Origin of the sequence: Paraburkholderia terrae (assembly GCF_002902925.1) — a bacterium.
GTDB classification, from domain to species: domain Bacteria; phylum Pseudomonadota; class Gammaproteobacteria; order Burkholderiales; family Burkholderiaceae; genus Paraburkholderia; species Paraburkholderia terrae.
The window spans coordinates 1,316,672-1,342,674 of record NZ_CP026111.1 but is presented as its reverse complement, the minus strand read 5'-3'; the positions used below and the strand labels follow the sequence as shown (position 1 = coordinate 1,342,674).

Below are 26,003 nucleotides of genomic sequence, written 5' to 3'. Positions count from 1 at the left end.
ATGGTAGCCCCAACCCGCTCCCTCTTTCCATCTGCCGATCGGCCAATACTGCATCAGACGAACGTCATAGGCCTGTTTGCCCGCGCGCGGGTCGGCCCGAACCGCCTCGAAACGACGAGACTCAGGTAAAATCCCGATATTCGCGCCGTGCCACATTGCCTCTCAAGAGGAACATCGGGCACCGCGCATCGCTCTTCTTCAATTCGTCTCCGTCGACGGAATGTGCTGCCAGATTTCGACTCAGTCGTATCGGGCGCCCGTTTCGCATGATTAACAGCTTATTTTCAGCTCAACAACGGGCCGCCGCCGTGCGCGTCCGGCACAAGGATCCAGACTCATGCATCCCATGCTCAATATCGCTGTCAAGGCCGCTCGCCGCGCCGGGCAGATCATCAACCGCGCGTCGCTCGATCTCGACCTCGTGCAGGTCAGCAAGAAGCAGCACAACGATTTCGTCACGGAGGTCGACAAGGCGTCCGAAGCGGCCATCATCGAAACGCTGACCACCGCCTACCCCGATCACGCGATCCTCGCCGAAGAGTCCGGCGAATCGGGCAACGAGTCCGAATTCCAGTGGATCATCGATCCCCTCGACGGCACCACGAACTTCATCCACGGCTTCCAGTATTACTGTGTGTCGATCGCGCTCGCGCACAAGGGCACCGTCACGCAGGCGGTCGTCTATGACCCGACGCGCAACGACCTGTTCACGGCCTCGCGCGGCCGCGGCGCGTACCTGAACGACCGGCGCATCCGCGTCGGCCGCCGCGACCGGCTCGCCGACAGCCTGATCGGCACGGGCTTCCCGTTCCGCGAAAAGGACACGCTCGAAGCGTACACGCACCTCTTCGCCGACATGACGAAGGCGTGCGCGGGCCTGCGCCGTCCGGGCGCAGCGGCGCTCGATCTGGCGAACGTCGCGGCAGGCCGCCTCGATGGCTTCTTCGAGCAAGGCATCAGCGCGTGGGACATGGCGGCAGGCAGCCTGCTCGTCACGGAAGCGGGTGGCCTGGTCGGTAACTACACGGGTGACTCGGACTTCCTGCACTTGCATGAGATCGTCGCCGGCAACCCGAAGGTATATGCACAGATGATTCCAATTCTGTCGCGTTACACCAAGACGAAGGAACAGGCAGCTTAAGACGCTGCGTGCAGTTGAAAGCGGCCTCGGCCGCTTTTTTCTTTTTGGGCTCGTGACTCGCGATACGTCGCGCACATCAACGGGACACGTGCATCAAAGGCAAAATTGTGGGCGCTGTGTTTCAATCGGGACCATGAAGAAAGGTTTCTACACGATCATCGCGGCACAGTTCGTGTCGTCGCTCGCCGATAACGCGCTGCTGATCGCGGCCATTGCGCTGCTCACCGAGATCCGCTCGCCTGCGTGGATCACGCCGCTGCTGCAGATCTTCTTCACGATTTCGTATGTGCTGCTCGCGCCGTTCGTCGGCGCATTCGCCGACGCGCTGCAAAAGCGCCACGTGATGTTCATCTCGAACGCGCTGAAGGCGTGCGGCTGCCTGCTGATGATCGGCGGCGTGCATCCGATGATCGCTTACGGCGTGGTCGGCTTCGGCGCAGCCGCGTACTCGCCCGCGAAGTACGGCATTCTCACCGAGCTGCTGCCCGCCGACCGGCTCGTCGCCGCGAACGCGTGGCTCGAATCGGCGACCGTGCTGTCGACCATCGTCGGCACGATGCTGGGCGGCGCGCTGATCAGCACCTACGCGTCGCGCTTCGTGCAGCACATGCATTGGCCGCTGATCCATTCCGCCGCCGACCTCGCGATGCTCGCCGTGATGATCACCTACGCGATCGCGGCCGCGCTCAACGTCGGCATTCCCGACACGGGCGCGCGCTATCCGAACCGGTTGGCGGAGCCGGGTGAACTGGTCGGCGAGTTCGTGCGTTGCTTCAACGTGCTGTGGGCCGACCGTCTCGCGCAGATCGCGCTGTGGGTCACGACGCTGATGTGGGGCGGCGCGGTCACGCTGCAATTGCTCGTACTCAAATGGGCCGACGCGAATCTCGGGCTATCGCTGTCGAAAGCGGCCGTCATGCAGGGCGTGGCCGGCCTCGGCATCGCGATCGGCGCAGCGGCTGCCGCCGCGTGGATTCCGTTGCGCGCGTCACTCAAGGTGCTGCCCGTTGGCCTGATTACGGGCGCCGTGGCCGTCGCGATGGCGTTCTACAACAAGAACCTGTTTCCGCCCGGCGCGGGCTTGCGCGTCGGCGAGCTGTTTGCGCCCGCTTACATCATCTTCGCGTACCCGTTGATGGTGCTGCTCGGCGCGCTGTCGGGCTTTTTCATCGTGCCGATGAACGCGATTCTCCAGCACCGCGGCGCGACATTGCTGACGGCGGGCCACTCGATCGCCGTGCAGAACTTCAACCAGAATCTCGCCGTGCTGCTGATGCTCGGCGCGTACGCGATCCTGCTGACGGCGAAGATGCCCGTGCAGTGGATCATCGCTGTGTTCGGCGTATTCATCACGGGCATGATGTGGCTTGCGCAGCGGCGCAGCGCCGCGAACGCGCACAAGGTCGACATGCGTGCGCTCATCGAAGAATGAGCAAAGCGCACTCGTGCCTGTACGGCGACAGCAACCTGGCCATCCGGCCAGGTTCGCTCGGCGCCTCGGCGGGTTAAACTCACGCCCTGAACAGTCACGCAAGAAAGACACGAGGATGGGCACTCAAACCGCAGCCGCAAGCGACAACGCGCAACACACCCCCATGATGCAGCAGTATCTGCGCATTAAAGGGGAGCATCCGGGCACGCTCGTGTTCTACCGGATGGGCGATTTCTATGAACTGTTCTTCGACGACGCCGAAAAGGCCTCGCGCCTGCTCGATCTGACGCTGACGCAGCGCGGCGCGTCGGGCGGCAATCCGATCAAGATGGCAGGCGTGCCGCATCACGCCGTCGAACAGTATCTGGCGAAGCTCGTCAAACTCGGCGAGTCGGTTGCGATCTGCGAGCAGATTGGCGATCCCGCGACGTCGAAGGGACCTGTCGAACGCAAGGTCGTGCGCGTGGTGACGCCTGGCACGCTGACGGATGCCGCGCTGCTGTCCGACAAGAACGACACATATCTGCTCGCCGTGTGCGCGGGGCACAACCGGCGCGGCGTCGTGACCACGATCGGCCTCGCATGGCTCAATCTGGCGAGCGGCGCGCTGCGCCTCGCGGAAGTCGCGCCCGATCAGGTCGCGGCCGCGCTCGAGCGCATCCGCCCTGCTGAAATTCTCGTTGCCGACGCGCCGTCGTCGAACGATTCGAACGCATGGACAGTGCCCACCGGTTTCGGCGCGACGACGCGCGTGCCCGTCTGGCACTTCGACGTCGCTTCGGGCACGCAGCGGCTGTGCGATCAACTGGAAGTGGCGGGCCTCGATGGCTTCGGCGCGCATTCGCTTTCGAGCGCATGCGGCGCGGCGGGCGCGCTGCTGCTGTACGCGGCGGCGACCCAAGGCCAGCAGTTGCGCCATGTGCGCAGCCTGAAAGTCGAATACGAATCGGAATACATCGGCCTCGATCCGTCCACGCGCCGCAATCTCGAACTGACGGAAACGCTGCGCGGCACGGACTCGCCCACGCTCTGCTCGCTGCTCGATACCTGCTGCACGACGATGGGCAGCCGTCTGCTGCGTCACTGGCTGCATCATCCGCCGCGCGACGCGTCGTACGCGCAGGCGCGCCAGCAGGCGATCGGCGCGCTGCTCGACGCGCCGCCGCAAGCGAGCCTCGACGGGCTGCGCAGCGCGCTGCGACAGATCTCGGATATCGAACGGATCACCGGGCGGCTCGCGTTGCTGTCGGCGCGTCCGCGCGATCTGTCGAGCCTGCGCGACACGTTCATTGCGCTGCCCGAACTGCGCGCACAACTCGCCGCCGTGACGGCCGCTGCCGATTCACTCGCGCGCATCGATACGGCGCTGGTGCCGCCCGCTGACTGCGTCGACCTGTTGAAGCGCGCAGTCGCGCAGGAACCCGCTGCGATGGTGCGCGACGGTGGCGTGATCGCGCGCGGCTACGATGCGGAACTCGATGAACTACGCGATATTTCGGAGAACTGCGGACAGTTCCTGATCGATCTCGAAACACGTGAACGTGCGCGCACGGGCATCGGCAATCTGCGCGTCGAATACAACAAAGTACACGGCTTCTACATCGAAGTGACGCGCGGCCAGACGGACAAGGTGCCCGACGATTATCGCCGCCGTCAGACGCTGAAGAACGCCGAGCGCTACATCACGTCTGAGCTAAAGACGTTCGAAGACAAGGCGCTGTCCGCGCAGGAACGCGCGCTCGCGCGCGAGAAAGCGCTGTATGACGCGCTGTTGCAATCGCTGCTGCCGTTCATCGCCGATTGCCAGCGCGTTGCGTTGGCGCTCGCCGAACTCGATCTGCTCGCCGCGTTCGCGGAACGTGCTCGCGCGCTCGACTGGGTTGCCCCGAGCTTCACGCCGACGGGCGGCATCGATATCGAACAGGGCCGACACCCCGTGGTCGAAGCGCAAGTCGAACAGTTCATCGCCAACGACTGCGTGCTCAATCCCGAACGCAAGCTGCTGCTGATCACCGGCCCGAACATGGGCGGTAAATCCACGTTCATGCGTCAGACGGCACTGATCGCGTTGATGGCGTACGTGGGCAGCTATGTGCCCGCGCGGCGCGCGTCGTTTGGCCCGATTGACCGCATTTTCACGCGGATCGGCGCCGCCGACGATCTGGCGGGCGGCCGCTCGACCTTCATGGTCGAAATGACGGAAGCCGCCGCGATCCTGAACGACGCGACACCGCAGAGCCTCGTGCTGATGGATGAAATCGGGCGCGGCACGTCGACGTTCGACGGCCTCGCGCTCGCCTGGGCCATCGCGCGGCATCTGCTTGCGCACAACAACTGCCATACGCTGTTCGCGACGCACTATTTCGAACTGACGCAACTGCCCGCCGAGTTTCCGCATGCGGCGAACGTGCATCTGTCAGCGGTCGAGCATGGGCACGGCATCGTGTTCCTGCATGCCGTCAACGATGGCCCCGCGAACCAGAGCTACGGCCTGCAGGTCGCGCAACTGGCGGGCGTGCCGAACGCGGTGATTCGTGCCGCGCGCAAGCATCTCGCTTATCTGGAGCAGCAGTCGGCCGCGCAACCCGCGCCGCAACTCGACCTGTTCGCAACGCCCCTTGCAATGCTCGAAGACGCCGACGACGAGCCGCCCGTGCCGGCAATCGATCCCGCCACGCAGGCGCTCGTCGAACGCCTGCGCGAGATCGACCCGAATGATCTGCGTCCGCGCGACGCGCTCGACCTGCTGTTCGAACTGCATGAACTGGCCAAGTCGCCAGATGCACGAGACTGACGCGCGCGATCGTCAAGCGCCGACGCCGCTTCGCCGCCGCTCGCGCGGCGCAGCACGCGCGTTTGCGCTGACGGCCGCGTACGTGGCCGCGCTGTCGCTGATGGCGCCGGGCCGTGTGTCGTTCGCCAAAGAACCGGCGCCACAGTACGCGTTCGCGGTCATCGGCGGCACACTGCAAAGTTCCGCCGACGAAGCGCTCACGCAGCGGCTGCTCGACGCGATCGGGCGCGATCCGGACGTCTCGTTCATCGTCTATGACGGCAATCTGAAAAGCAGCAAGGAAGCCTGCCGCGATTCGCTGTTCGAAACGCGCCATACGCTGCTCGAAACGTCGAAGCCCGCGCTCGTCTTCATTCCCGGCCAGCACGACTGGACTGATTGCGGCACGGCTGAGGCAGGCGGCTACGATCCCGTCGAGCGGCTCGATCTGCTGCGGCAGACGCTGTTCGCCGATGCGTCGTCGATGGGACAGAATCCGATTCCGCTCGCGCGCGAAAGCGAAGTGTCGCGGTTTCGGCCTTATCGCGAGAATGTGCGCTGGCTGGTCGGCGATACCGTGTTCGTCGGACTGAACGTGCCGGGCCCGAACAATCATTTTCTGTATGCGGGCGGCCGCAATGGCGAGTTCGAAGACCGCGTGATCGCGAATGCATTCTGGCTCGATCACGCCGCCGAGTACGCGAAACGCCGTGGCGCGCGCGCGATCGTCGTACTGGTTCAGGGCGACTTCGATCCCGAACGTTACGAGCGCCCCGAGCGCTTCGCGTGGCTGCGCTTCGGGCATCGCTCGAAGCGCGACGGGTTCATGGAATTCAAGCGCAGTCTCGTGAAGCTGGCCGAAACGTTTCGCGGACCGGTCGTCGTGATTCATCAGGACGACGACAGATCGCATACCGGCTTTATGATCGACCAGCCGCTGCGCAACGATAAGGGCGATCTGGTGACGAATCTGACGCGCATCGCATTCGCGCCGCGTAGCCCTCAGAACCAGTGGATACAGGTCGATGTCGATCTGCAGAAGCGGCCGCCGTTTCGCGTGACTGTGCGCGACGTGCCGAAGAATCTGCCGCTGCCGGCCGCGCCCACCATGCCGTCGCACAACGATAACGCCACGCCGCCGATGCCGCCGTCGATGCCCGCCGTGCCGGACTCCGCGCCCGCTTCCGAGTTGCCACCGATCCTGCCTGAACCGTCTCGCACGACGTCGCCGGATTAGGGCAACGGCATCTCCTGCAGCGCTGCGGCGCCCCAGATGCGACAACGGGCGCTTACGCGCCCGCTTCGGGAACTACTCGATCATCCTCCCTCAACCACAACGTGAACCCTGCCAATTCAGTGCAGCGTGGGCCGTGACGGTTCGGCGTCGTCGCCATCATCCTCATCATCATCTTCGTCGACGATTTCCAAGCCGCTCGCGCCGTGTGCATGCTCGTGCTGGATTTCGTCTTCCGTCGCTTCGCGCACGTCCTTCACGGTCAGGCTGAAACGCAGCGCCATACCCGCGAGCGGATGATTGCCGTCGAGCACGACCTTGTCTTCGGCGACATCGGTGACCGTGTAGATCAACGAGTCCAGATCTTCATCACCCTCTTCCGGCGTGCCTTCGAACTGCATGCCGACTTCGAGCGGCTCAGGGAAACGGCTGCGCGGCTCGATCTTCACGAGGTCAGGATCGTATTCGCCGAACGCGTCGCCCGGTTCCAGCTGGATCTGGGTTTCGAAGCCGGGCTCATGGCCGTCAAGCTCTTCCTCGATCTTGGGGAACGTGCCATCATAGCCGCCGTGCAGATAAACCATCGGCTCGTCGCTTTCCTCAATCAGATTGTCTTGCGCATCCGACAGTTTGTAAGTGACCGATACGACGGTGTTCTTTGCGATTTTCATTCGATTCTCCAGATTACGACTCACATTATACGATGCCCGTGCGGCCCCCTGACTACCCCGCTGGCAAAGCTTCAGCGCGTTCCACTCCGACTCCCGCCACCGCTTCTTCCGCGCCAGCGCCCGATCAGCCTGCGTCGTTGCTGGGCAATCTGACGCCGTCGCAGTTCATGCGGCGCTACTGGCAGAAAAAGCCTTTGCTGATTCGTCAGGCAATCCCGGATATCGCCGCGCCGCTCTCGCGCGACGAACTGTTCGAACTGGCCGATCAGGACGAAGTCGAGTCGCGCCTCATCACGCACTTTCGCAACAAGTGGCAGCTCGAACATGGTCCATTTGCTGCAGACGAATTGCCTTCCGTCAAACAGCGCGCGTGGACGTTGCTCGTGCAAGGCGCCGATCTGCATAACGACCGCGCGCGTGCATTACTTGACCGTTTTCGCTTCGTGCCCGACGCGCGTCTCGACGACCTGATGATCTCGTACGCAACGGACGGCGGCGGCGTCGGTCCTCATTTCGACTCTTACGATGTCTTCTTGCTGCAGGTTCACGGCAAGCGCCGCTGGCGCATCGGCGCGCAACGCGATCTGTCGTTGCAGCCCGGCCTCCCCTTGAAAGTTCTACAAAGCTTCGAGCCGGAAGAGGAATGGGTATTAGAGCCAGGCGACATGCTTTATCTGCCGCCGCACATCGCCCACGACGGCGTGGCGGAAGGCGAATGCATGACGTGCTCGATCGGTTTTCGCGCGCCGTCGACGTCCGAACTCGCCGCGCAGTTCCTGTATTACCTTGCGGAGCGCGGCGAAGCGGCCGGCTCGCCGGATGGCGCCGCGCTCTATCGCGACCCGCAGCAGCCGGCCGTCGCGAAACCAGCAGAGCTGCCCGCCGCGCTCGTCGACCGGGTGGGTGCGATCCTTGCTAAGATCGACTGGAACGAGAAGGATGTCTCGTCATTCCTTGGCACTTATCTGAGCGAACCGAAGCCGAGTGTCGTGTTCGATCCGCCCGAGCGACCGCTCGATGAAGCGCGTTTCATCAAGCGCGCAAGCAAGGATGGCGTGCGTCTGGATCGCAAGACTGTGCTGCTTTACGACAGTCGTGCTTACTACCTGAATGGAGAAGAAAGCAGGCTGTCGGGCGTCAAAAGCGCGGTGATTGAACTCGCCGACAACCGCTATCTGAGTGCGAAACGCTTTGTAACACTCTCGGGGCAATCGTCGGTGACAGCACTACTTCACGAGTGGTATCGTGCGGGCTGGATACAGATGGGTGATCTGAGATAAGATTCGCTCCGCTGTCATACCGTATAGCGAAAAATTGTCTGAGAAAGACAACGTATTGGCCCCGGATTTGTCGACGGTCGATACGAAAGTGCATATAATTTCCGCCCAAGCCGTAGGGAAGATTCACGCTCATGAAGTGCGGTCTCCACCAGCGGCCCAGGTCGGTGTTGGAGCACATTACCGGTATTATTTTGCGCTGTTGCTTACCTTTAACCATAAAAGGACGTGATCATGAAGAAATCCCTCCTCGTAGCATCCCTGTTGGCAGCTGTGGCACTGGCTGCATGCAACAAGAGCAGCGACCAGGCAGCTGCCCCGGCTAGCGACGCTGCTGCCGCTTCGGCACCGGCTGCTGCTGCTTCGGATTCGGCTGCTGCTGCTTCGGGCGCTGCTGCTGCTGCGAGCGACGCTGCTGCTTCGGCTACGACGGCTGCTTCGGATGCAGGCGCTGCTGCTTCGGACGCTGCTGCGTCGGCAGCTGCTCCGGCTTCGGGCGCAAGCCAGTAAGCTGTAGCACAGGGTTCGCCTCAGGGCGAAAACTGCGACGGGAAGTCCGAGGGCTTCCCGGGCAAAAAACAAAACGCCACGAGTTCAAACTCGTGGCGTTTTGCTTATGCGCCGCTATTAATCGCGATTATTCCGCTTGCATGCATTCGATGCATTTTGGTCAATTCATGTCGTTAAGCCACAACACGCAGTCCGGCCTTAATAACAAAGTGATTTCCCCGCCGCATCTTGCAACAGGGTGGTTTCGGTGTAACGAGCGCTTATTCCGAAGCCTGTGCCTTCTCTTCGAAGAACTCGCGCACGACGTCGATTTCACGCGTGCGCTTGAATGGCGGCAGGCTCTGCCATATCCGGCGCCCATACGGTTTGTCGACGAGGCGCGTGTCGCAGATCATCAGCACGCCGCGATCGGTCTCGGAGCGGATCAGACGCCCTGCGCCCTGCTTGAGCGTGATGACGGCCTGCGGCAGTTGATGCACGGCAAACGGACTCAAGCCCTTCTTCGTCAGCGCATCGAGCCGTGCGGACAGCACGGGGTCGTCAGGCGGCGCGAACGGCAGCTTGTCGATGACGACGAGCGACAACGCATCGCCGCGCACATCGACGCCTTCCCAGAAGCTCTGGCTGCCGACGAGAATCGCATTGCCATAGGAGCGGAACCGGTCGAGCAGTTCAGTACGGCTCGCATCGCCCTGCACGAGTAACGGCATGTTCCAGCCGCGCGACTCGATGACGTCGCGCAGCTTCGTCGCGATGCGATCGACGGCGCGCAGCGTCGTACACAACATGAACACACCACCGCCCGATGCTTCGATCGCCGGCAGCGCCGCATCGAACACGGCGTCGGTGAACGTCGGCGACGAGGGCTGCGGCAAATTACGCGGCACATAGAGCAGGCCCTGCGTGCCGTAGTCGAACGGGCTGGGCAGCGTCATCGAGCGGCGCGAGTTGAGACCCATCTGCGCCGCGTAGTGCGCGAAGTCGCCACGCACCGACAACGTCGCCGATGTGAACACCCACGCGCGCGGCACGCCCGCGCGCTGCTTCGCGAAAATGGGCGCGACGGATAGAGGCGTCTCATGCAACTGCACGGTATGCGAGAACACTTCGATCCATCGAACCTTCTCGTTCGGATCGCTTTTCTCCGCCGCTTTTGCGGCGTCCGTTGCGGCGTCGCGTTCGGTTTCGGTGGGCGGCGTGGTCCAGCCCGACAGCACCTCCTGCAACTCGCGCGCGCGGCGCACCAGCGCGCCCAGCGACTCGGCACGCTCCGACTGCCCGGCGAGCGCGCTCGTGAGCGCATCGAGTTCGGTTTCGACGGCTTCGAGCGCGGGGAACAACGGATGATCGTCGGGCAACTGTCCAATCGACAGCCGCACTGAATCTTCCTTGAATGCGAGCCGCACGTCGCGGGCCGAGCGTTCGAGCGCCGCGCCGAGCTTCACCCAATCAACGGCATCGCGTGCATGGCCGAGACCTTCCGCGACCGAGTCGCGCGCGAGTTCGAGGAATTGCGTGGTGGAAAGCGTTTCGCCGAAGAACAGCGTCGCGGTCTCGGGCAGTTGATGCGCTTCGTCGAAGATCACCGTGTTCGCCGTCGGCAGCAGTTCGGCCATGCCCGTATCGCGCAGCATGATGTCGGCGAAGAACAGATGGTGATTGACGACCACGATATCGGCCTGCTGCGCCTCACGGCGCGCCTGCATCACGAAGCAGTCCTTGTAGTGCGGACACTCCTGGCCGAGGCAGTTATCACGCGTCGACGTCACCATCGACCACACGGCCGCCGTCTCCGGCACGCTTGCAAGCTCGGCCTTGTCGCCCGTGCGCGTGATCTTCGCGAAGCGGATGATGTCCTGCAGATACGACGTTTCCTGCCGCGACGGCAGGCGGCCATTGTCAGCCGTGCGTTGCAGATAGTAGTGGCACAGATAGTTCGCGCGGCCCTTGAGCATCGCGACGGACACGGGCACCGCGAGCGCGTCGCGCACGGTCGGAATGTCGCGCTGAAAGAGCTGGTCCTGCAAGTGCTTGGTGCCCGTCGAGACGACCACCTTGCCGCCCCACAGCATCGCCGGCACGAGGTACGCGTAGGTCTTGCCCGTACCCGTGCCCGCTTCGACGATCAGCGTGTTCTCGCCACCTTCGGTATTGCCGTCAGCGGCCGCTGCGTCTTCAGGTGCGGACTGCGCTGCCGACGCCGATTGCTGCAAGCGCCGCGCCGGACGTTTCTGCGCCTCGAACATCGCGGGCTCCGGCATCGCGCGGCCCGATGCTTCCATCGCGGCGGCCACGGCACGCGCCATTTCGATCTGCGACGCGCGCGGCCGGTAGCCGTCGATCTGGCGCGCGAGCAGCCCGTCGGCGGCGAAGATGTCGGCGAGTTCGGAGGATCGCTTGTGACTCAGCGACGCGGCCAGCGCGCCGCCGCCCGATGCGGGCTTCGCCGCGTGCTCGTCGGCGGCAGCGGCGTCCGAAGCGCCCGCCGATGCCGTCCGGGAAGAAGATTGAAGCGATGAATTCAAGGCAAGCGATTCCTGCAAAGTCCGGCGCGCCACATGCTGAACGGGGCCGGCGCCTGCCTGGCCGCTCCGTCAGTTGCGGGCTTCCGGTTCAAGCTGCAATTGCAGCAAGATGATGGTGTCCTTGACCTTGAGCTTGCGCTTTTTCAGGCGCTGGATCTCGAGGTCGTCGATGCCGGGTTCCTCGGACATTCTGTCGATCAACCGATCAAGCCCACTATGCTCCGATTCCAGTTGCAGAATGCGGTCGCGCAGTGTGTCCGAATTGACGACGCGATGATGGTCGCGCATGCTCGCCTCCTCTTTCGAAAGGGCGAAGGCCGCGCTGCGCGGTCGCTCCGCTCGAGGTTGCTGTCCGGCCTGAAACGCGTTACGGCTGTTGCTGACTGATGCTCACTGCTGCTGTTGCTGTTGCTGCTGCTTCTGTTGCTGCTCGAGCTGCTGTTGCTGTTTCGCCTGTTCTTCCTGTTTCTGTTTGGCCTTCTCGGCCGCCTGCTTCTGGCGCTCTTCGACATCGGCCTTGTGCTGCGCCGCTTCCGATTGCTTCTGCTGGAAGCGCTGCTGCTTCTCGGTGCGCTCCTGAGCCTTCTGGGCGGCCTGCTGGTGCGCCTCGTCGAGCTTGCGCTGGAAGTCGGCCTGCTTCGCATCGTAGGCCTTCTGGTTCGCGGCCGCTTGCGAAGGCGAAATGCCGCGCTGCGCCTGATCGATGGCGTGCTGTTGCTGCTTCTGCTGGAAAGCCTGCTCGTTGGCGGCACGCTGCGGCGCTTCTGCGTTGCGCTGCGCCTGACTCAACTGATGCTGACGCTGCTTGTCTTCGTACGCCTGCGCATTGCGCTCGTCCTGCGCATTGCGCGCGGGCGCGTCTGCTTCGTACTGTGCGCGCTTGATGGCCGCCTGCTCGTCGCGTTGCCGCGCGTGCTCGACGCGCTTTTCGTCGTCCAGCGCGAGCTGCTCCTTACGAATGTCGGCGGCGACGACACGCATGTCTTCACGGGCCGAGTTCAGGCAATGATTGACGAAAAACTTGCTATAACAGTTGTGCTGGGCGACGCCGTAACGGTAGTTGTTCTCCGCCGTGCGGGTATCGAGCGTCTTTTGACGCGCGTCGAAATCATTCGCGGCCGGCACGCCCGAAGCCGTATCCGAAGTCGAAGCGGCCGACGATGCCGCCACGGCATTCTCCTGCGCATCGGCAAGCGCGGGCGCAAGCACCGCGCACGCGACGAACGCCAGCGACGCGGCGAGCGCGAACCGGCGGACAGACCCGGCAAACCAAAGGGCAACGGACGCGGCCTCTGGCCTGAAGACGGGCGATGCGAGCGGAGATCGGCGTGGAGATCCGGGCAGATTTCCGGACGTGAGGCGTGAGGTCGGCAACGTCGTAGATGGGCAGCGGAACATGCCTGAAATTCTATCACCCCGCGCTTGAGCGCTCGGTCATTTATGGCAAAATGCCCCGCTTCAGCAAGCTTTCACGAGCTTTGACGACTTTTCCGCAACCCGGCCGCCGCGTGTTTCGCGCAGCACGGCCACAGTCGAATCCGGCAGGAACATCAAGACCCTATGACGGACACCGTAGCAATCAAGATCGTACAGCGCATCGCCACCGAACTGACCGTCCAGCCGCGCCAGGTCGCGGCCGCGGTGCAACTACTCGATGAAGGAGCGACTGTTCCGTTTATCGCCCGGTACCGGAAGGAAGTCACCGGCAATCTCGACGACACGCAACTGCGCACGCTCGAAGAACGCCTGCTGTATCTGCGCGAACTCGAAGACCGGCGCGCCGCGATCATCGCGAGCATCGACGAGCAAGGCAAACTCACGGACGAACTGCGCGTCGCGATCGAAGGCGCCGACAGCAAGCAGGTCCTCGAAGACCTCTATCTGCCGTACAAGCCGAAGCGCCGCACGCGCGCGCAGATCGCCCGCGAAGCCGGCCTGCAGCCGCTCGCCGACGCGCTGCTCGCGAACCCGCTGCTCGATCCGCAGACGGAGGCCGCGCAATACGTCGATGCCGAGAAAGGCGTCGCGGACGTCAAGGCCGCGCTCGACGGCGCGCGCGACATTCTCTCCGAGCAGTTCGGCGAAACGGCCGAAGTGCTCGGCAAGCTGCGCGACTATCTGTTCAATCAGGGCGTCGTGAGCTCGGCGGTGGTCGAAGGCAAGGAAGGCGAAGAAGGCGAGAAATTCCGCGACTACTACGACTATTCGGAAACCATCCGCACCGTGCCGTCGCACCGCGCGCTCGCCTTGTTCCGCGGCCGCAATGCCGGCGTGCTGATGATCAAGCTGGGACTCGGCGAAGAACTCGACGCGCAGGTGCCGCATCCGGGCGAAGCGATGATCGCGCGCCACTTCGGCATCGCGAATCAGGGCCGGCCGGCGGACAAGTGGCTCTCCGATGTATGCCGCTGGTGCTGGCGCGTGAAGGTGCAGCCGCACATCGAAAACGAACTGCTGACGAATCTGCGCGAAGAAGCCGAAAACGAAGCGATCCGTGTGTTCGCGCGCAATCTGAAGGATCTGCTGCTGGCGGCGCCGGCGGGCCCGAAGGCCGTGATCGGCCTCGATCCGGGTCTGCGCACGGGTGTGAAGGTAGCCGTCGTCGACCGCACGGGGAAGGTGCTCGCCACGGATCAGATTTATCCGCACGAGCCGCGCCGCGACTGGGACGGCTCGATCGCGAAGCTCGCGCGCATCGCTGCGCAGACGCAGGCGGAACTGGTCAGTATCGGTAATGGCACGGCGTCGCGCGAAACGGACAAGCTCGCCAGCGAACTGATGTCGCGTCATCCGGAACTCAAGTTGCAGAAGATCGTCGTGTCGGAAGCGGGCGCTTCTGTGTACTCGGCATCGGAGCTCGCGGCGAAGGAATTCCCGGATATGGACGTGTCGCTGCGCGGCGCGGTGTCGATCGCGCGCCGCTTGCAGGACCCGCTCGCTGAACTCGTGAAGATCGAGCCGAAGGCGATTGGCGTCGGGCAGTATCAGCATGACGTGAACCAGCGCGATCTCGCGCGTTCGCTCGATGCCGTCGTCGAAGACTGTGTGAATGCTGTCGGCGTGGATGCGAACACGGCTTCCGTTGCGCTGCTCGCGCGCGTGTCCGGCCTGAACGCGACGCTTGCGCGCAATATCGTCGATTATCGGGATGCGAACGGTCCGTTCCCGACGCGCGACCATCTGCGCAAGGTACCGCGTCTTGGCGACAAGACGTTCGAGCAGGCGGCGGGCTTCTTGCGCATCAATGGCGGCGAGAATCCGCTCGACCGCTCGTCAGTTCACCCGGAAGCGTATCCCGTCGTTGAACGGATGCTTGCGAAGATCAGCAGGAACATTGGCGACGTGCTCGGGAATCGCGATGCGTTGTCGAAGCTGTCACCTGCCGAGTTCGTCGACGATCGTTTCGGTCTGCCGACTGTGCGGGATATTCTCTCTGAACTTGAGAAGCCTGGGCGTGATCCGCGCCCTGAGTTCAAGACTGCGACTTTCCGCGAAGGCGTTGAGAAGATTTCCGACCTGGCGCCGGGTATGGTGCTTGAAGGTGTCGTGACGAACGTGGCTGCGTTTGGTGCGTTTATCGATATCGGCGTCCATCAGGATGGGCTCGTGCATGTGTCGGCGATGTCGACAAAGTTCATCAAGGACCCGCATGAGGTCGTCAAAGCCGGGCAGATCGTCAAGGTGAAAGTGCTTGAGGTCGACGTCAAGCGTCAGCGGATTTCGTTGACCATGCGGCTGGATGATGATGTGGCTGCGGGTGCCCCGCAGGAGCGCTCGGGTGGGCGGTCGGGTTCGGGTGCAGGCGCGGGTGCGGGTGCCGGACGTTCGCAGCAACGCGCGCGGGGGCCGGAGCCGGTTAATGCTATGGCGGCGGCTTTTGCTAAATTAAAACGGTAAGTGTGTGGACGAGCGGGGCTTTTGCCCCGTGTGCCCCCGTTTTTTGTGGTCTTTGCGCGGTCGTTGGCGCCTTCGCGGCGCGGGCGGTTTGGCTTGATCTTTGCGCTGGCATCCGCGTTATGCCTTCGCGCTTCACACGTCACCGTTTGGTGTTTTGGACTTTGCGCTGGCATCCGCGATTTGTTAGCGTGGTTCACGCGTCGCCCCTGTGCGGGGCGGCACCTACTTTTCTTTGCCGCCGCAAAGAAAAGTAGGCAAAAGAAAGCGGCTAACACCGCCAACATTTCTTTTTGCCTGAGGGCCCCCACAGGGTCTTACGCTTCACACGGCATCGTCTCTGTTGGCGCTCGTTGCCAACGCACTAAATGAGCGCCTCACCCACTTCAAACACCCACATAAGGGCTGACGGCAGCGTATGGCATGTGCCGCCCAGGTGGCAAACTGTGTGTAGGTTGTCGCGTCGTATAGCCTGGCGCTCTTACAGGGTGGAACGCGTGTACTTTCGGTCCGAAGTGAGGCGTGCGAGGCACTACGCCCTACACACAGTTTGCCACCTGGGCGGCCGTCGACTATCTGGAAAGGCATGCTGAAACGCGGGAGCGTGAAGCGGATGAGGCGCACCGCAAGAGCGCTGGCAACGAACGTGGGTCACGTGATTGCCGTGTGAAGCGTAAGAACCTTCGGGGGCCCTCAGGCAGGAAGAAGAACTGGCGGTGTGAGCCGCTTTCTTTTGCCTACTTTTCTTTGCGGCGGCAAAGAAAAGTAGGTGCCGCCCCGCACAGGGGCGACGCGTGAACCACGCTAACAAATCGCGGATGCCAGCGCAAAGTCAAAACACCGCCCGGCAACGCCCGCGCCGCGAAAGCTCAACCGCGGATGCCAGCGCCAAAACCAGCAAACCACCCAGCGTCGCAAGACGAAAAAAACCTCAAATCTCTATCTTCGTCCCAAGCTCAACAACACGATTCGCGGGAATACTAAAAAAATCAGTCGGCTTCGCAGCATTCTGATGCATCCATGCAAACACACGCTCACGCCAAACGGACATACCGGGCAACTGTGTCGGCACGACAGTCTCCCTCGCGAGAAAGAACGACGTGTCCATCAACTCAAACGACATATCGTGCGACACGCTGATCTGCTCGAGCACGGCTTTCACATCCGGCGTCTCGTTGAAGCCATACGCAGCCTTCACAAGAAATAGCCCACCGCTAACATCCTTGACAGTCAACCGGTCCTTATCCTCAACATAAGGAATATCCCGCGTGATGAAAGTCAGAAAAATGGTCCGCTCGTGCAGCACCTTGTTGTGCTTGAGATTATGCAAAAGGCTCACAGGAACGAGCGTCGCGCTCCCTGTCAGATAAATGGCCGTACCCGACACGCGATGCGGCGGATGCGCAAGCAGTCCTTGCACGAAGGGCATCAACGGAATACCGTCGGCGGCAGTGCGCTCCTTCACGATCATGCGCCCCTTGAACCACGTCATCAGCAGGAAGAACAGCAACGCGCCGATGCCGAGCGGCAACCACCCGCCCTCCGCCACTTTCAGCAGATTCGCGCCGAAGAACCCAAGGTCGACAATCAGCAGCGCGCCGATAATCAACGCGACAACGCCCTTGTTCCAGTTCCACACCTTCACCATCACCACGCTCGCGAGGATCGTCGTGATCACCATCGTCGCCGTCACGGCAATACCGTAGGCCGCGGCCAGATTGTCCGAACTCTTGAACGCCAGGACGATGCACAGAATGATGAACAACAGCATCCAGTTGACGACAGGCACATAGATCTGCCCGATCGCCAGCTCCGACGTGTGCAGGATCTTCATGCGCGGCACATAGCCGAGTTGGATCGCCTGGCTCGTCAGCGAATACGCGCCCGAAATCACCGCTTGCGATGCAATCACCGTCGCGACCGTCGACAGCACAACCAACGGCAGCAGCGCCCAGTCAGGTGCAAGCAGAAAGAACGGATTTTCGATCGCCTTCGGGTCGTGCATCAGCAACGCGCCCTGGCCGAAGTAGTTCAGCACCAGCGACGGCATCACGAGCGAATACCACGCGCAACGAATGGGCGCCGCGCCGAAGTGGCCCATGTCGGCATACAGCGCTTCCGCGCCCGTCAGCACCAGCACGACCGAGCCGAGCACCACGTACGCCTGCAGCAGGTGCGCCGACATGAACGAGAACGCGTAGTACGGATTGAGCGCCTTGATCACTTCCGGTGCCTGCACGATATGCGACAGGCCCAGCACCGCGATCGTCACGAACCACAACACCATGATCGGGCCGAACAGCCTGCCGACCATCGCCGTCCCGTGTCGCTGGATCCAGAACAGCAGCACGAGGATCACCATCGTCAGCGGCAGCACCAGATGCGAGAGCTTGGGCGCAGCGATCTCCAGACCTTCGACAGCCGACATCACCGAAATAGCAGGTGTGATCACGGCATCGCCGTAGAACATGCAGGCGCCGAAAATGCCGAGCATCATCAGAAGGCCGGCCGCCCTGCTCTTCGTGTCGAACGAGCGCAGCGACAGCGCCATCAACGCGAGCACGCCGCCCTCGCCGTTGTTGTCGGCGCGCATCACGAACATCACGTACTTGATGCTGACCACCACGATGATCGCCCAGAACAGCAGCGAGATGACGCCGAGGATAGAACTTTCTGTGAGGGGAATGCCGTGGGAGGGGCTGAAGGCTTCTTTCAGCGAATACAGCGGGCTTGTGCCGATGTCCCCGAAAACCACGCCGATCGCAGCGACTGCAAGCGAGGGCAACGGCTGCTTGGGGACGTGAGAGTTGTCTGTCATAAACGCGAAAAGAATCCGTTCCTGAGCGGCAAAAAACGAACGCTATTCTAAAGAATATAGGCGACAAAGCCCACCATTCGGCCCGTTGTGCTGACGCCACGAAGTCGGGCAGCGTCGGTCGAGTGTAGCATCACACCCCATGGCCGGCGTGTGTTTGCGCGTGTCAAGGGCTGCATTGTCAAATTCTTCCCGTTTGACCGCGGTCATCGACGAATGTGAAGCGAACATAAAAAACGGAGCCTCGAGAGGCTCCGTTTCAGTTTGCAGCACGCCGCCATCAACTTGCACGACGGCGGGCGGATACTAGCTGGCGTCCGTCGAACGCTCCTGGCCACGCTTGATCCATGCGCTCAGGTTGTGCGGACGCACTGTGTCCCACTCCTCGAACGGCTGATGGATCCAGGGGTTCGTCGCGAGATAGTGAACGTGATAGTCCGGCTTCACCTTCGAGCACGCCTTCCACCACAGCACCGCCGAACGCACCGACGTGATCGCGGGATAACGCTCCTTCAGATGCTGCTGCACGCGCGCGAGCGTCACACCCGAATCGACGAGATCGTCGACCAGCAACACGTTGCCCGACAGTTCTCCGCGCGTCATCGTGATGTATTGCGCGATGTCGAGGTCGCCCTGCTCCGTGCCCGCCGCTTCGCGGTACGAGCTGGTCGCGAGAATCGCAAGCGGCAGATCGTAGATGCGCGAGAGCTGATCGCCGACCCGCAGACCGCCGCGCGCCAGGCACAGGATCTTGTCGAACTTCCAGCCCGATTCGTGGACGGCGAGCGCAAGCAACTCGATCAGCCGGTGATATTCGTCCCAGCCGACCCACAGGTTGCGCTCGTCGTTGCGCGGGTCCTTCATTTCAATCATGGGTACACCCTGGATCATGCTTAAACCTTGAACGGGTGACGCAGAAGAATGGTTTCGTCGCGGTCCGGACCCGTCGACACCATGTCGATCGGCACGCCCGCCACTTCCTGCACGCGCGACAAATACGCCTGAGCGTTCGCCGGCAGCTTGCTCCATTCCTTGATACCGACCGTGCTTTCCTGCCAGCCGCCGAACGTTTCGTAGACCGGCTCGCAGCGCGAGACTTCGGACGCGCCGCGCGGCAGGATGTCGGCGCTCTTGCCGTCGATCGTGTAGCCGACGCACAGCTTCACTTCATCGAGGCCGTCGAGAACGTCGAGCTTCGTGATGCACAGACCCGACACGCCGTTGATCTGGATCGAGCGGCGCAGCGCGGCGGCGTCGAGCCAGCCGGTGCGGCGCGGGCGGCCCGTGACCGAGCCGAATTCCTTGCCGACCTTCGCAAGCGTCAGGCCGACTTCTTCCTGGCGGTTGGCGTTGTCGGCGTCGTACAGTTCGCTCGGGAACGGACCCGAGCCGACGCGCGTGCAGTACGCTTTCGTGATGCCAAGAATGTAGTCCAGCTTCTGCGGGCCGACACCCGCGCCCGCGCTCGCCGCACCCGCGACGCAATTGCTCGACGTAACGAACGGATACGTGCCGTGGTCGATATCGAGCAGCGTGCCTTGCGCGCCTTCGAACAGCAGGTTGTTGCCCGCGGCGTTCTCGTCGTACAGACGGCGCGAGACGTCCGTGACCATCGGCTTCAGACGGTCTGCGTAGCTCAGCATCATGTCGAGCGTCTGCTGATAGTCGACAGCCGGTGCGCCGAGGTATTGCGTGAGCACGAAATTGTGGAAATCGAGGTTCGCGCGCAGGCGTTCAGCGAAGGTCTTCGGCTCGAACAGGTCCTGCACGCGCATGCCACGGCGCGCCACCTTGTCTTCGTAGGCCGGGCCGATGCCGCGACCCGTCGTGCCGATCTTGCCGGCGCCGCTACGTGCTTCGCGGGCCTGGTCGATGGCAACGTGGTACGGGAGGATCAGCGTGGTGGCTTCGGAGATGAAGAGACGCTTCTGCACGTCGACGCCGGCCGATTCCAGCTCTTCGATTTCCTTGAACAGCGCTTCAGGCGACAACACGACGCCATTGCCGATGTAGCAGGCGACGCCCGGGCGCATGATGCCCGACGGAATCAGTCGCAAGATGGTTTTCTTGCCGCCGATGATGAGCGTATGACCGGCGTTGTGACCGCCCTGGAAACGAACGACGCCTTGCGCGTGGTCCGTCAGCCAGTCAACGATCTTGCCCTTGCCTTCATCACCCCACTGGGTACCCACGACGACGACATTGCGCCCAGGGTTCACATTCACTGCGCTGGCAGACATGTTGTTTCTTAAGCTGGTTAAAAACGTATTTTACCTATGTTCGCGAAAGGTTCCCGATTTTTTCACGGACTGATACCGGGATTTTTTCCGAAATTTCCTTTTGCGCTCAAAGGCATGGGAGCGGCGAGGCGCTGCGGCCCGGCCGCGCGTGGCACGGAGCGGCCACGCGTTCGATGGTTGCGGTGTCACGTTTCACATGACGCGGCAGGCCTTCACGGCATCACGACTTCGCTTCGACGACCCACTGACCATTACGCTCGACCAGCACGCGGTCGCACGCGAATTCGTCGAGCGCATAGTCGTGGCCCGGCAGCGCCTGGATCACGACTTCGCCCGCATCGCGCAGCGCGGCGACGCTCGTACGCAACGCTTCGTCGTGCTGCCATGGCGCGAGGATCGCGCTGCTGCGCGCCTCGATGGGCGAGATGCGCGCCACTTCGCGCAGATCCAGCGAAAAACCCGTTGCCGCGCGGGCGCGGCCGTACGCCTGACCGACCTTGTCATAGCGGCCGCCTCGCGCGACGGCATTCGGCACGCCATCGACGTAGGCCGAGAACATCACGCCACTGTGATAGGCGTAGCCGCGCAGATCGGCCAGATCGATCATCACTTCCGCGCCGTCGACCTGTTGCGCGAGGAACGCGAGGTCGTCAAGCGCCCGTGCGATTTCGGGCGCATTCGGCAGCCGCGCGCGCGCTTCTTCGAGCACGGACGCGTCGCCGTACAGTGTGGGCAGCGCGCGCAGCGCGTCGCGCGTGACGGGCGTGAGGTTCGCCGTCAGTTCGTTCAGCAGCGGCACATCCTTGCCCGCGAGCGCTTCATAAAGGCCCTCGCCGAGCGACGCGGCAGCCGGCTCGCCATCGATCAGCGCGCCAAGTACGGCAGCGTGGCACAGATCCAGACGCACGCGGCCGAGTCCGGCGAGATGCAGCGCGTCGAGCATCAGTTGCTGAATCTCCAGATCCGCTTCGAGACCCGCATGACCGTAGATTTCAGCGCCGATCTGGATCTGCTCGCGCGTCGCGTGCAGACCGCGCGGGCGCGTATGCAGCACATTGCCCGCGTAGCAAAGACGCGTCACGCCCTGGCGGTTCAGCAGGTGCGCGTCGATGCGCGCGACCTGCGGCGTGATGTCGGCGCGCAGGCCGAGCGTGCGTCCCGACAGCTGATCGACGAGCTTGAAGGTGCGCAGGTTCAGGTCGCTGCCGCCGCCTGTCAGCAGCGACTCCAGGTATTCGAGCAGCGGCGGCATGACCATCTCGTAGCCGTACGCGCGAAAACGGTCGAGCAGCCGGCGGCGCAGTTCTTCGATCTTGCGTGCCTCGGACGGCAGCACGTCGGCAATATTCTCGGGAAGTAACCAGGTCGACATCGATACAGTCCTACGACGGTGAATCCGGCGTCATGGCAAACGCCGTCGGAAATTGGGGTGATGCGCGGCGCGGGGAACCTTGGTGCCCGCTTCGGGCTTCGTTCCGGGTTTCATCCCCGGGGAGCCGGCGACATCCCGGCCCGCCGTGATGGCCGGCAAAGCGAACGGCGTTTGGCGCATTACGACGCATGTCGCGTGCTGCGCACAGTGTCCGGAAACGGACGGCCACCTCGTGAGTGCCGTCCGGCGTCGCATGGCGCCCGCTCAGGTCGCGATCAACAGCAATAGCAGCCCGAGCACCATGACGATCAGCCCGCCGATCCGGATGTGGTGCGGCGGGCGCTCCGCTATTCTACGAAACGTGTCGCGCCAGGCGCTCGGAAACACGAACGGGAACATCCCCTCGATGATCAGCATCAGTGCGATCGCGAGCAATAACGAGCCGGCTATGTCCATGCGATGAGGCCGCCGCGATCCATATGCCGCGGCGTTCCGGTTATCAGTGTTTGCGCGCGCCCGTCGACGCGCCGGAAGACGATTGAACGGCGGCGGCGGCGCCGTCCGGCCCGCGCATGAAGCGGAAGAAATCGTTGCTCGAGTCGACGACCATCACGTCGCCGGGTTTGAAGCTGTTCTTGTACGCCTGCATGCTTTGGTAGAACTGATAGAACTGCGGGTCGCTGCCATACGCCTCGGCGGCAATCGACGCAGCCTTGCCGTCGCCCTCGCCCTTGGTCGCCTGCGCCTGCTTGTAGGCGTCGGCGAGCACGGCCTGCTGCTGTTGCGCGGCGTCCGCCTTGATCCGGTCCGCTTCGGCTGCGCCGTCCGCGCGCTCCTGATTGGCCACCTGCTGGCGCGCGGCAATCATCCGCTTGTAGACGGAATCGGCCATTGCAGCCGGGAAATCGAGCCGCGTGAACTGCACGTCGACGACGTCGACGCCCAGCGACGCCGCGCCCTTCTGCATGCCATCGCGCGCCTGAGTCGCGATCGCGTCCTGCTTCGCGAGCGCATCGGTCAGCGTGTATTTCGCGAACGCGTCGCCGAGCGCGCCGCGCGTGAGCAGCGCGAGCCGGTCAGGCAGGCTCTGCACGTCGCCCTTGGTTTCCGTGACGAGCTTCACGGGATCGGACACGCGGAATTTGACGACGGGATTCACCAGCAGATCCGTTTTATCGGACGTGGCGTAACGGTCTTCGTCGGGTGCATCCATCGACTGGATGCGCGTGTCCACCGATGTCACCGTCTGCAGCGGCGGGGGCAGCTTCACGTGCAGGCCGGGGCCCGCGAGCGTGGGCGCGGCGTCGCCGCGCGCGGAGACGACAGCCATATGCCGCGGATCAACGACGAATACCATCGACGACGCTGCGAACAGCACGATCACGACGGCCACGACGAGCGCAACGATTTTGTTCATGTTCGCGCTCCTTATTGCAGATCGTCTTCGCGGCCGCGGCTGCGGAACGAATCACGCGAACGGAAGGCGTCGCTTGCGGCGGCCGCCTGGCTGGCGCTGCTGACGGGCGCGGCGGGCGGCGTGATGATCGTGGGCGTGTTGCCGCCCTGCGCCGCCGCTTGTGTACCCTGAGCACTCTGTGCATTTTGTGCGGGCTGCGCCGCAGATGCGGCACTGGCCGCAGCCGATTCGGCCACGCGCTGACGCGTCTGCTCGACGAGTTTGTCGAGCGGCAGGTACAGCACGTTGCTGCCCGACTTGCTGTCGACAAACACCTTCGTCGTGTTCGAGTAGATTTGCTGCATCGTTTCCAGGTACATGCGTTCGCGAATCACGGCAGGCGCCTTCGAGTACTGCGCATAGACTTCCTTGAAGCGCTCGGCATCGCCTTGCGCCTGCGCGACGACGCGGTCGCTGTAGGTCTTCGCGTCATCGATCATGCGCTCGGCTTCCGCCTTCGTGCGCGGCAGCAATTCGTTCGCGTAGGCTTGCGCGTCGCGCTTTGCACGCTCGCGATCCTGACGCGCCTTTGCGGCGTCGTCGAACGCGGACTGCACCTGATCGGGCGGCTGCACGCTCTGGATCGTCACGCCCGTGACGGCGAGCCCCGTGTGATATTCGTCCAGGGAATGCTGGATGGCTTCCGTCAGTTGCGCGCGGATGGCCTCGCGATCTTGATAGAGGATGTCGTTCGTGCTGCGCGAGCCGACGATCTCCCGCACGGCCGCCTGCGCGGCCTGCGTGACGCTTTGATCAGGATCGGCGCTGCGGAACAGATAATCGGTCGGCTTGCGGATCTGGTACTGGACGGCAAAGCGCACGTCGACGATATCGGCGTCGTGCGTGAGCATCGACGCGTCCTTCACGTTCGCGAGACGCACCACGTTGTTGCGGCCGATCTCGACCGAGCGCACCTGGCCGACGTTGACGGTTTCATGAGATTCGAACGGATACGGCAGACGCCAATGCACGCCCTGCCCGACCGTGCCGCGCAACTGCCCCAGGCGCAGCACCACGGCCGCCTGGTTGTCCTGCACGACGAACACGCCGCTGCCGAGATAGATCGCAATCAGCACGCCGATGATGATGCCGACACCGATGCGCGCGCCGCGCCCGTTGTCCGGACGCGGACCGCCGCCGCTGCCGCCCTTGCGGCCGAACATACGCGACAGACGCCGGTTGAAGTCACGCCACATTTCGTCGAGATCGGGCGGACCTTCGCTGTCCTTGCCGTTGGGCGGACGCTTCGAATCGTTCAGACGCTGGCGATCGCCATTGCCTTCGCCCCGGCCCCAGCGCGGGTCGTTCAGCGACAACATGCCGCGCAGACGCAGCCAGATACTCCGCTCGTTGTAATCGTTCACCTGTGTTCGTTCACCAGAGTAGACAGCGGGTCAATGCAATTGGAACGGGTCAGCGCCCGTGTCTGGGATCTTGCGGTCTTCGCGGTGGTCTTCGCCTTCATCATCGCGTTGCTCTTGATGAAATGCCGCCGCTTCCGGGCCTCCCTCCGACAATAGACCGTCAGACTCCGGCAGATGTTCGGCAGTTGCGATTTCGGCGATGGCAGCGCGCAGTGTGTCCAGCCCTTGCCCCGTGCGCGCGCTCAAAAAGACGCGCGAAATATTACCATACTCGTCCCGCTCGACCGCGTCGCCCCGGGCCGCCAGTTCAGGCACGGCGTCGATCTTGTTGAACACGAGCACCTGCCGGATCGTATCCGCGCCGATCTCGCGCAGCACGTCGTTGACCTGATCGATCTGATCGAGCCGCACCGCGCTCGATGCATCGACCACATGCAACAGCAGATCAGCGTGAATGGTTTCCTCGAGCGTGGCGCGGAAAGCGGCCACCAGTTGGTGAGGCAATTCGCGGATAAATCCTACGGTGTCCGAGACGACGATCTGCCCGACCTCTTCGCCGAGATACACGCGGCGGGAAGTGGTGTCGAGCGTGGCGAACAATTGGTCGGCGGCGTAGGCCTGGGCCTTGGTCAGCGCGTTGAACAGCGTCGACTTGCCCGCGTTCGTGTAGCCGACCAGCGACACCGACATCGTGCGATTGCGCGCCCGCGCGCGTCGCTGCGTGCCGTGCTGGCGGCGCAGCTTTTCGAGCCGCACCTTGAGCATCTTGATGCGCTCGCCGATCAGCCGGCGGTCGGTTTCGAGCTGCGTTTCACCGGGGCCGCGCAGGCCGATACCGCCCTTTTGCCGCTCCAGGTGGGTCCACGCGCGAATCAGCCGCGTGGCGAGATATTGCAATTGCGCGAGTTCGACTTGCAGCTTGCCTTCGTGACTGCGCGCGCGTTGCGCGAAGATATCGAGGATCAGGCTGGTGCGATCGACCACACGTCTGTTAAGCGTACGCTCCAGATTGCGCTGCTGTGCCGGCGCAAGTGCGTGGTTGAAGATGACGATGTCGATGTCGTTCGCCTCGCACGCGAGGCGCAACTCTTCGGCCTTGCCGCTGCCGACGAACATCGCGGCATCGGGACTGGAACGGCGACCGGTGAGGGTGACGGCTGGATGGGCACCCGCGCTTTGCGCGAGCAGGCTGAGTTCTTCGAGACTGGCTTCGAAATCGATCTTACCGAAGTCGATGCCGACAAGCGCTGCGTTGATCAAATTGGTCGATGTCAAAATGAAGCGGCCGGGCTGTGTCGC

The 26,003-nt window shown here is 63.1% G+C and carries 18 protein-coding genes and 1 pseudogene; 7 read left to right on the top strand and 12 right to left on the bottom strand.

Going from position 1 to position 26,003, the window contains the following annotated elements:
• The first annotated feature begins 337 nt into the window (after positions 1-337).
• The 4 genes and pseudogenes from C2L65_RS05985 (at position 338) to C2L65_RS05970 (ending at position 6,720) form a co-directional block, all read left to right on the top strand.
• Positions 338-1,141, top strand: coding sequence for an inositol monophosphatase family protein (locus tag C2L65_RS05985; RefSeq protein WP_007580463.1), 804 nt, complete (start codon positions 338-340; stop codon positions 1,139-1,141).
• 133 nt (positions 1,142-1,274) lie between these two features.
• The gene (gene lplT, locus C2L65_RS05980; RefSeq protein WP_042307161.1) at positions 1,275-2,573 is read left to right on the top strand and encodes a lysophospholipid transporter LplT; all 1,299 of its coding nucleotides are present in this window, start codon (positions 1,275-1,277) and stop codon (positions 2,571-2,573) included.
• A 115-nt stretch (positions 2,574-2,688) separates the two neighbouring features.
• Complete coding sequence (mutS, locus tag C2L65_RS05975) at positions 2,689-5,367, top strand: DNA mismatch repair protein MutS (RefSeq protein ID WP_042307160.1); 2,679 nt, start codon at positions 2,689-2,691, stop codon at positions 5,365-5,367.
• Positions 5,354-6,720, top strand: a pseudogene (locus tag C2L65_RS05970) (hypothetical protein). The gene mutS and the pseudogene C2L65_RS05970 overlap by 14 nt, the downstream one beginning before the upstream one ends.
• On the opposite strand, the gene C2L65_RS05965 reads toward C2L65_RS05970, so the two are convergent.
• The gene (locus C2L65_RS05965) at positions 6,700-7,251 is read right to left on the bottom strand and encodes an FKBP-type peptidyl-prolyl cis-trans isomerase (protein WP_042307157.1); all 552 of its coding nucleotides are present in this window, start codon (positions 7,249-7,251) and stop codon (positions 6,700-6,702) included. The pseudogene C2L65_RS05970 and the gene C2L65_RS05965 overlap by 21 nt on opposite strands.
• Before the next feature lie 32 nt (positions 7,252-7,283).
• On the opposite strand from C2L65_RS05965, the gene C2L65_RS05960 reads away from it, so the two are divergent.
• The gene (locus C2L65_RS05960) at positions 7,284-8,531 is read left to right on the top strand and encodes a cupin domain-containing protein (RefSeq protein ID WP_042307155.1); all 1,248 of its coding nucleotides are present in this window, start codon (positions 7,284-7,286) and stop codon (positions 8,529-8,531) included.
• 231 nt (positions 8,532-8,762) lie between these two features.
• The gene (locus C2L65_RS05950; protein WP_079482153.1) at positions 8,763-9,038 is read left to right on the top strand and encodes a hypothetical protein; all 276 of its coding nucleotides are present in this window, start codon (positions 8,763-8,765) and stop codon (positions 9,036-9,038) included.
• Positions 9,039-9,298: 260 nt separating this feature from the next.
• On the opposite strand, the gene yoaA is transcribed toward C2L65_RS05950, so the two are convergent.
• From yoaA to C2L65_RS05935, 3 genes are all read right to left on the bottom strand, one after another.
• Positions 9,299-11,563, bottom strand: coding sequence for a DNA repair helicase YoaA (gene yoaA, locus C2L65_RS05945; RefSeq protein WP_042307248.1), 2,265 nt, complete (start codon positions 11,561-11,563; stop codon positions 9,299-9,301).
• Between the two features lie 69 nt (positions 11,564-11,632).
• A complete protein-coding gene (locus C2L65_RS05940) occupies positions 11,633-11,851 on the bottom strand; it encodes a DUF465 domain-containing protein (RefSeq protein ID WP_035990715.1) in 219 nt (72 codons plus the stop codon).
• Positions 11,852-11,953: 102 nt separating this feature from the next.
• Entirely contained in the window at positions 11,954-12,961 is a 1,008-nt protein-coding gene (locus tag C2L65_RS05935; protein WP_233446476.1) for a colicin transporter, read from the bottom strand.
• A 162-nt stretch (positions 12,962-13,123) separates the two neighbouring features.
• Here C2L65_RS05935 and C2L65_RS05930 point away from each other — a divergent pair, with 162 nt between their 5' ends.
• The gene (locus tag C2L65_RS05930) at positions 13,124-15,460 is read left to right on the top strand and encodes a Tex family protein (protein WP_042307153.1); all 2,337 of its coding nucleotides are present in this window, start codon (positions 13,124-13,126) and stop codon (positions 15,458-15,460) included.
• A 928-nt stretch (positions 15,461-16,388) separates the two neighbouring features.
• Here the strand turns inward: C2L65_RS05930 and C2L65_RS05925 are convergent.
• The 8 genes from C2L65_RS05925 to hflX form a co-directional block, all read right to left on the bottom strand.
• Positions 16,389-18,275 (bottom strand): potassium transporter Kup, encoded by a 1,887-nt coding sequence (locus C2L65_RS05925; protein ID WP_007580443.1) that lies wholly within the window; start codon positions 18,273-18,275, stop codon positions 16,389-16,391.
• Positions 18,276-18,578: 303 nt separating this feature from the next.
• Complete coding sequence (locus C2L65_RS05920) at positions 18,579-19,163, bottom strand: phosphoribosyltransferase (RefSeq protein WP_042307138.1); 585 nt, start codon at positions 19,161-19,163, stop codon at positions 18,579-18,581.
• A gap of 2 nt (positions 19,164-19,165) precedes the next feature.
• Entirely contained in the window at positions 19,166-20,512 is a 1,347-nt protein-coding gene (locus C2L65_RS05915; RefSeq protein ID WP_007580438.1) for an adenylosuccinate synthase, read from the bottom strand.
• Between the two features lie 220 nt (positions 20,513-20,732).
• Positions 20,733-21,884, bottom strand: coding sequence for an ATP phosphoribosyltransferase regulatory subunit (locus C2L65_RS05910; protein WP_042307137.1), 1,152 nt, complete (start codon positions 21,882-21,884; stop codon positions 20,733-20,735).
• A gap of 264 nt (positions 21,885-22,148) precedes the next feature.
• Entirely contained in the window at positions 22,149-22,340 is a 192-nt protein-coding gene (locus C2L65_RS05905) for a DUF2065 domain-containing protein (protein WP_007580434.1), read from the bottom strand.
• Between the two features lie 43 nt (positions 22,341-22,383).
• On the bottom strand, positions 22,384-23,301 hold the full coding sequence (gene hflC / locus C2L65_RS05900; protein WP_042307135.1) for a protease modulator HflC: 918 nt from the start codon (positions 23,299-23,301) through the stop codon (positions 22,384-22,386).
• A gap of 11 nt (positions 23,302-23,312) precedes the next feature.
• The gene (gene hflK, locus C2L65_RS05895; RefSeq protein WP_042307133.1) at positions 23,313-24,704 is read right to left on the bottom strand and encodes an FtsH protease activity modulator HflK; all 1,392 of its coding nucleotides are present in this window, start codon (positions 24,702-24,704) and stop codon (positions 23,313-23,315) included.
• A gap of 30 nt (positions 24,705-24,734) precedes the next feature.
• Positions 24,735-25,979 (bottom strand): GTPase HflX, encoded by a 1,245-nt coding sequence (hflX, locus tag C2L65_RS05890; protein ID WP_081920877.1) that lies wholly within the window; start codon positions 25,977-25,979, stop codon positions 24,735-24,737.
• Positions 25,980-26,003: the final 24 nt, after the last annotated feature.

Coding starts and splice junctions, on each gene's coding strand:
- C2L65_RS05985 (WP_007580463.1), top strand. CDS start 338: ATGCATCCCATGCTCAATATCGCTGTCAAGGCCGCTCGCCGCGCCGGG.
- lplT (WP_042307161.1), top strand. CDS start 1,275: ATGAAGAAAGGTTTCTACACGATCATCGCGGCACAGTTCGTGTCGTCG.
- mutS (WP_042307160.1), top strand. CDS start 2,689: ATGGGCACTCAAACCGCAGCCGCAAGCGACAACGCGCAACACACCCCC.
- C2L65_RS05965 (WP_042307157.1), bottom strand. CDS start 7,251: ATGAAAATCGCAAAGAACACCGTCGTATCGGTCACTTACAAACTGTCG.
- C2L65_RS05960 (WP_042307155.1), top strand. CDS start 7,284: ATGCCCGTGCGGCCCCCTGACTACCCCGCTGGCAAAGCTTCAGCGCGT.
- C2L65_RS05950 (WP_079482153.1), top strand. CDS start 8,763: ATGAAGAAATCCCTCCTCGTAGCATCCCTGTTGGCAGCTGTGGCACTG.
- C2L65_RS05940 (WP_035990715.1), bottom strand. CDS start 11,851: ATGCGCGACCATCATCGCGTCGTCAATTCGGACACACTGCGCGACCGC.
- C2L65_RS05935 (WP_233446476.1), bottom strand. CDS start 12,961: ATGTTCCGCTGCCCATCTACGACGTTGCCGACCTCACGCCTCACGTCC.
- C2L65_RS05930 (WP_042307153.1), top strand. CDS start 13,124: ATGACGGACACCGTAGCAATCAAGATCGTACAGCGCATCGCCACCGAA.
- C2L65_RS05925 (WP_007580443.1), bottom strand. CDS start 18,275: ATGACAGACAACTCTCACGTCCCCAAGCAGCCGTTGCCCTCGCTTGCA.
- C2L65_RS05920 (WP_042307138.1), bottom strand. CDS start 19,163: ATGATCCAGGGTGTACCCATGATTGAAATGAAGGACCCGCGCAACGAC.
- C2L65_RS05915 (WP_007580438.1), bottom strand. CDS start 20,512: ATGTCTGCCAGCGCAGTGAATGTGAACCCTGGGCGCAATGTCGTCGTC.
- C2L65_RS05910 (WP_042307137.1), bottom strand. CDS start 21,884: ATGTCGACCTGGTTACTTCCCGAGAATATTGCCGACGTGCTGCCGTCC.
- C2L65_RS05905 (WP_007580434.1), bottom strand. CDS start 22,340: ATGGACATAGCCGGCTCGTTATTGCTCGCGATCGCACTGATGCTGATC.
- hflC (WP_042307135.1), bottom strand. CDS start 23,301: ATGAACAAAATCGTTGCGCTCGTCGTGGCCGTCGTGATCGTGCTGTTC.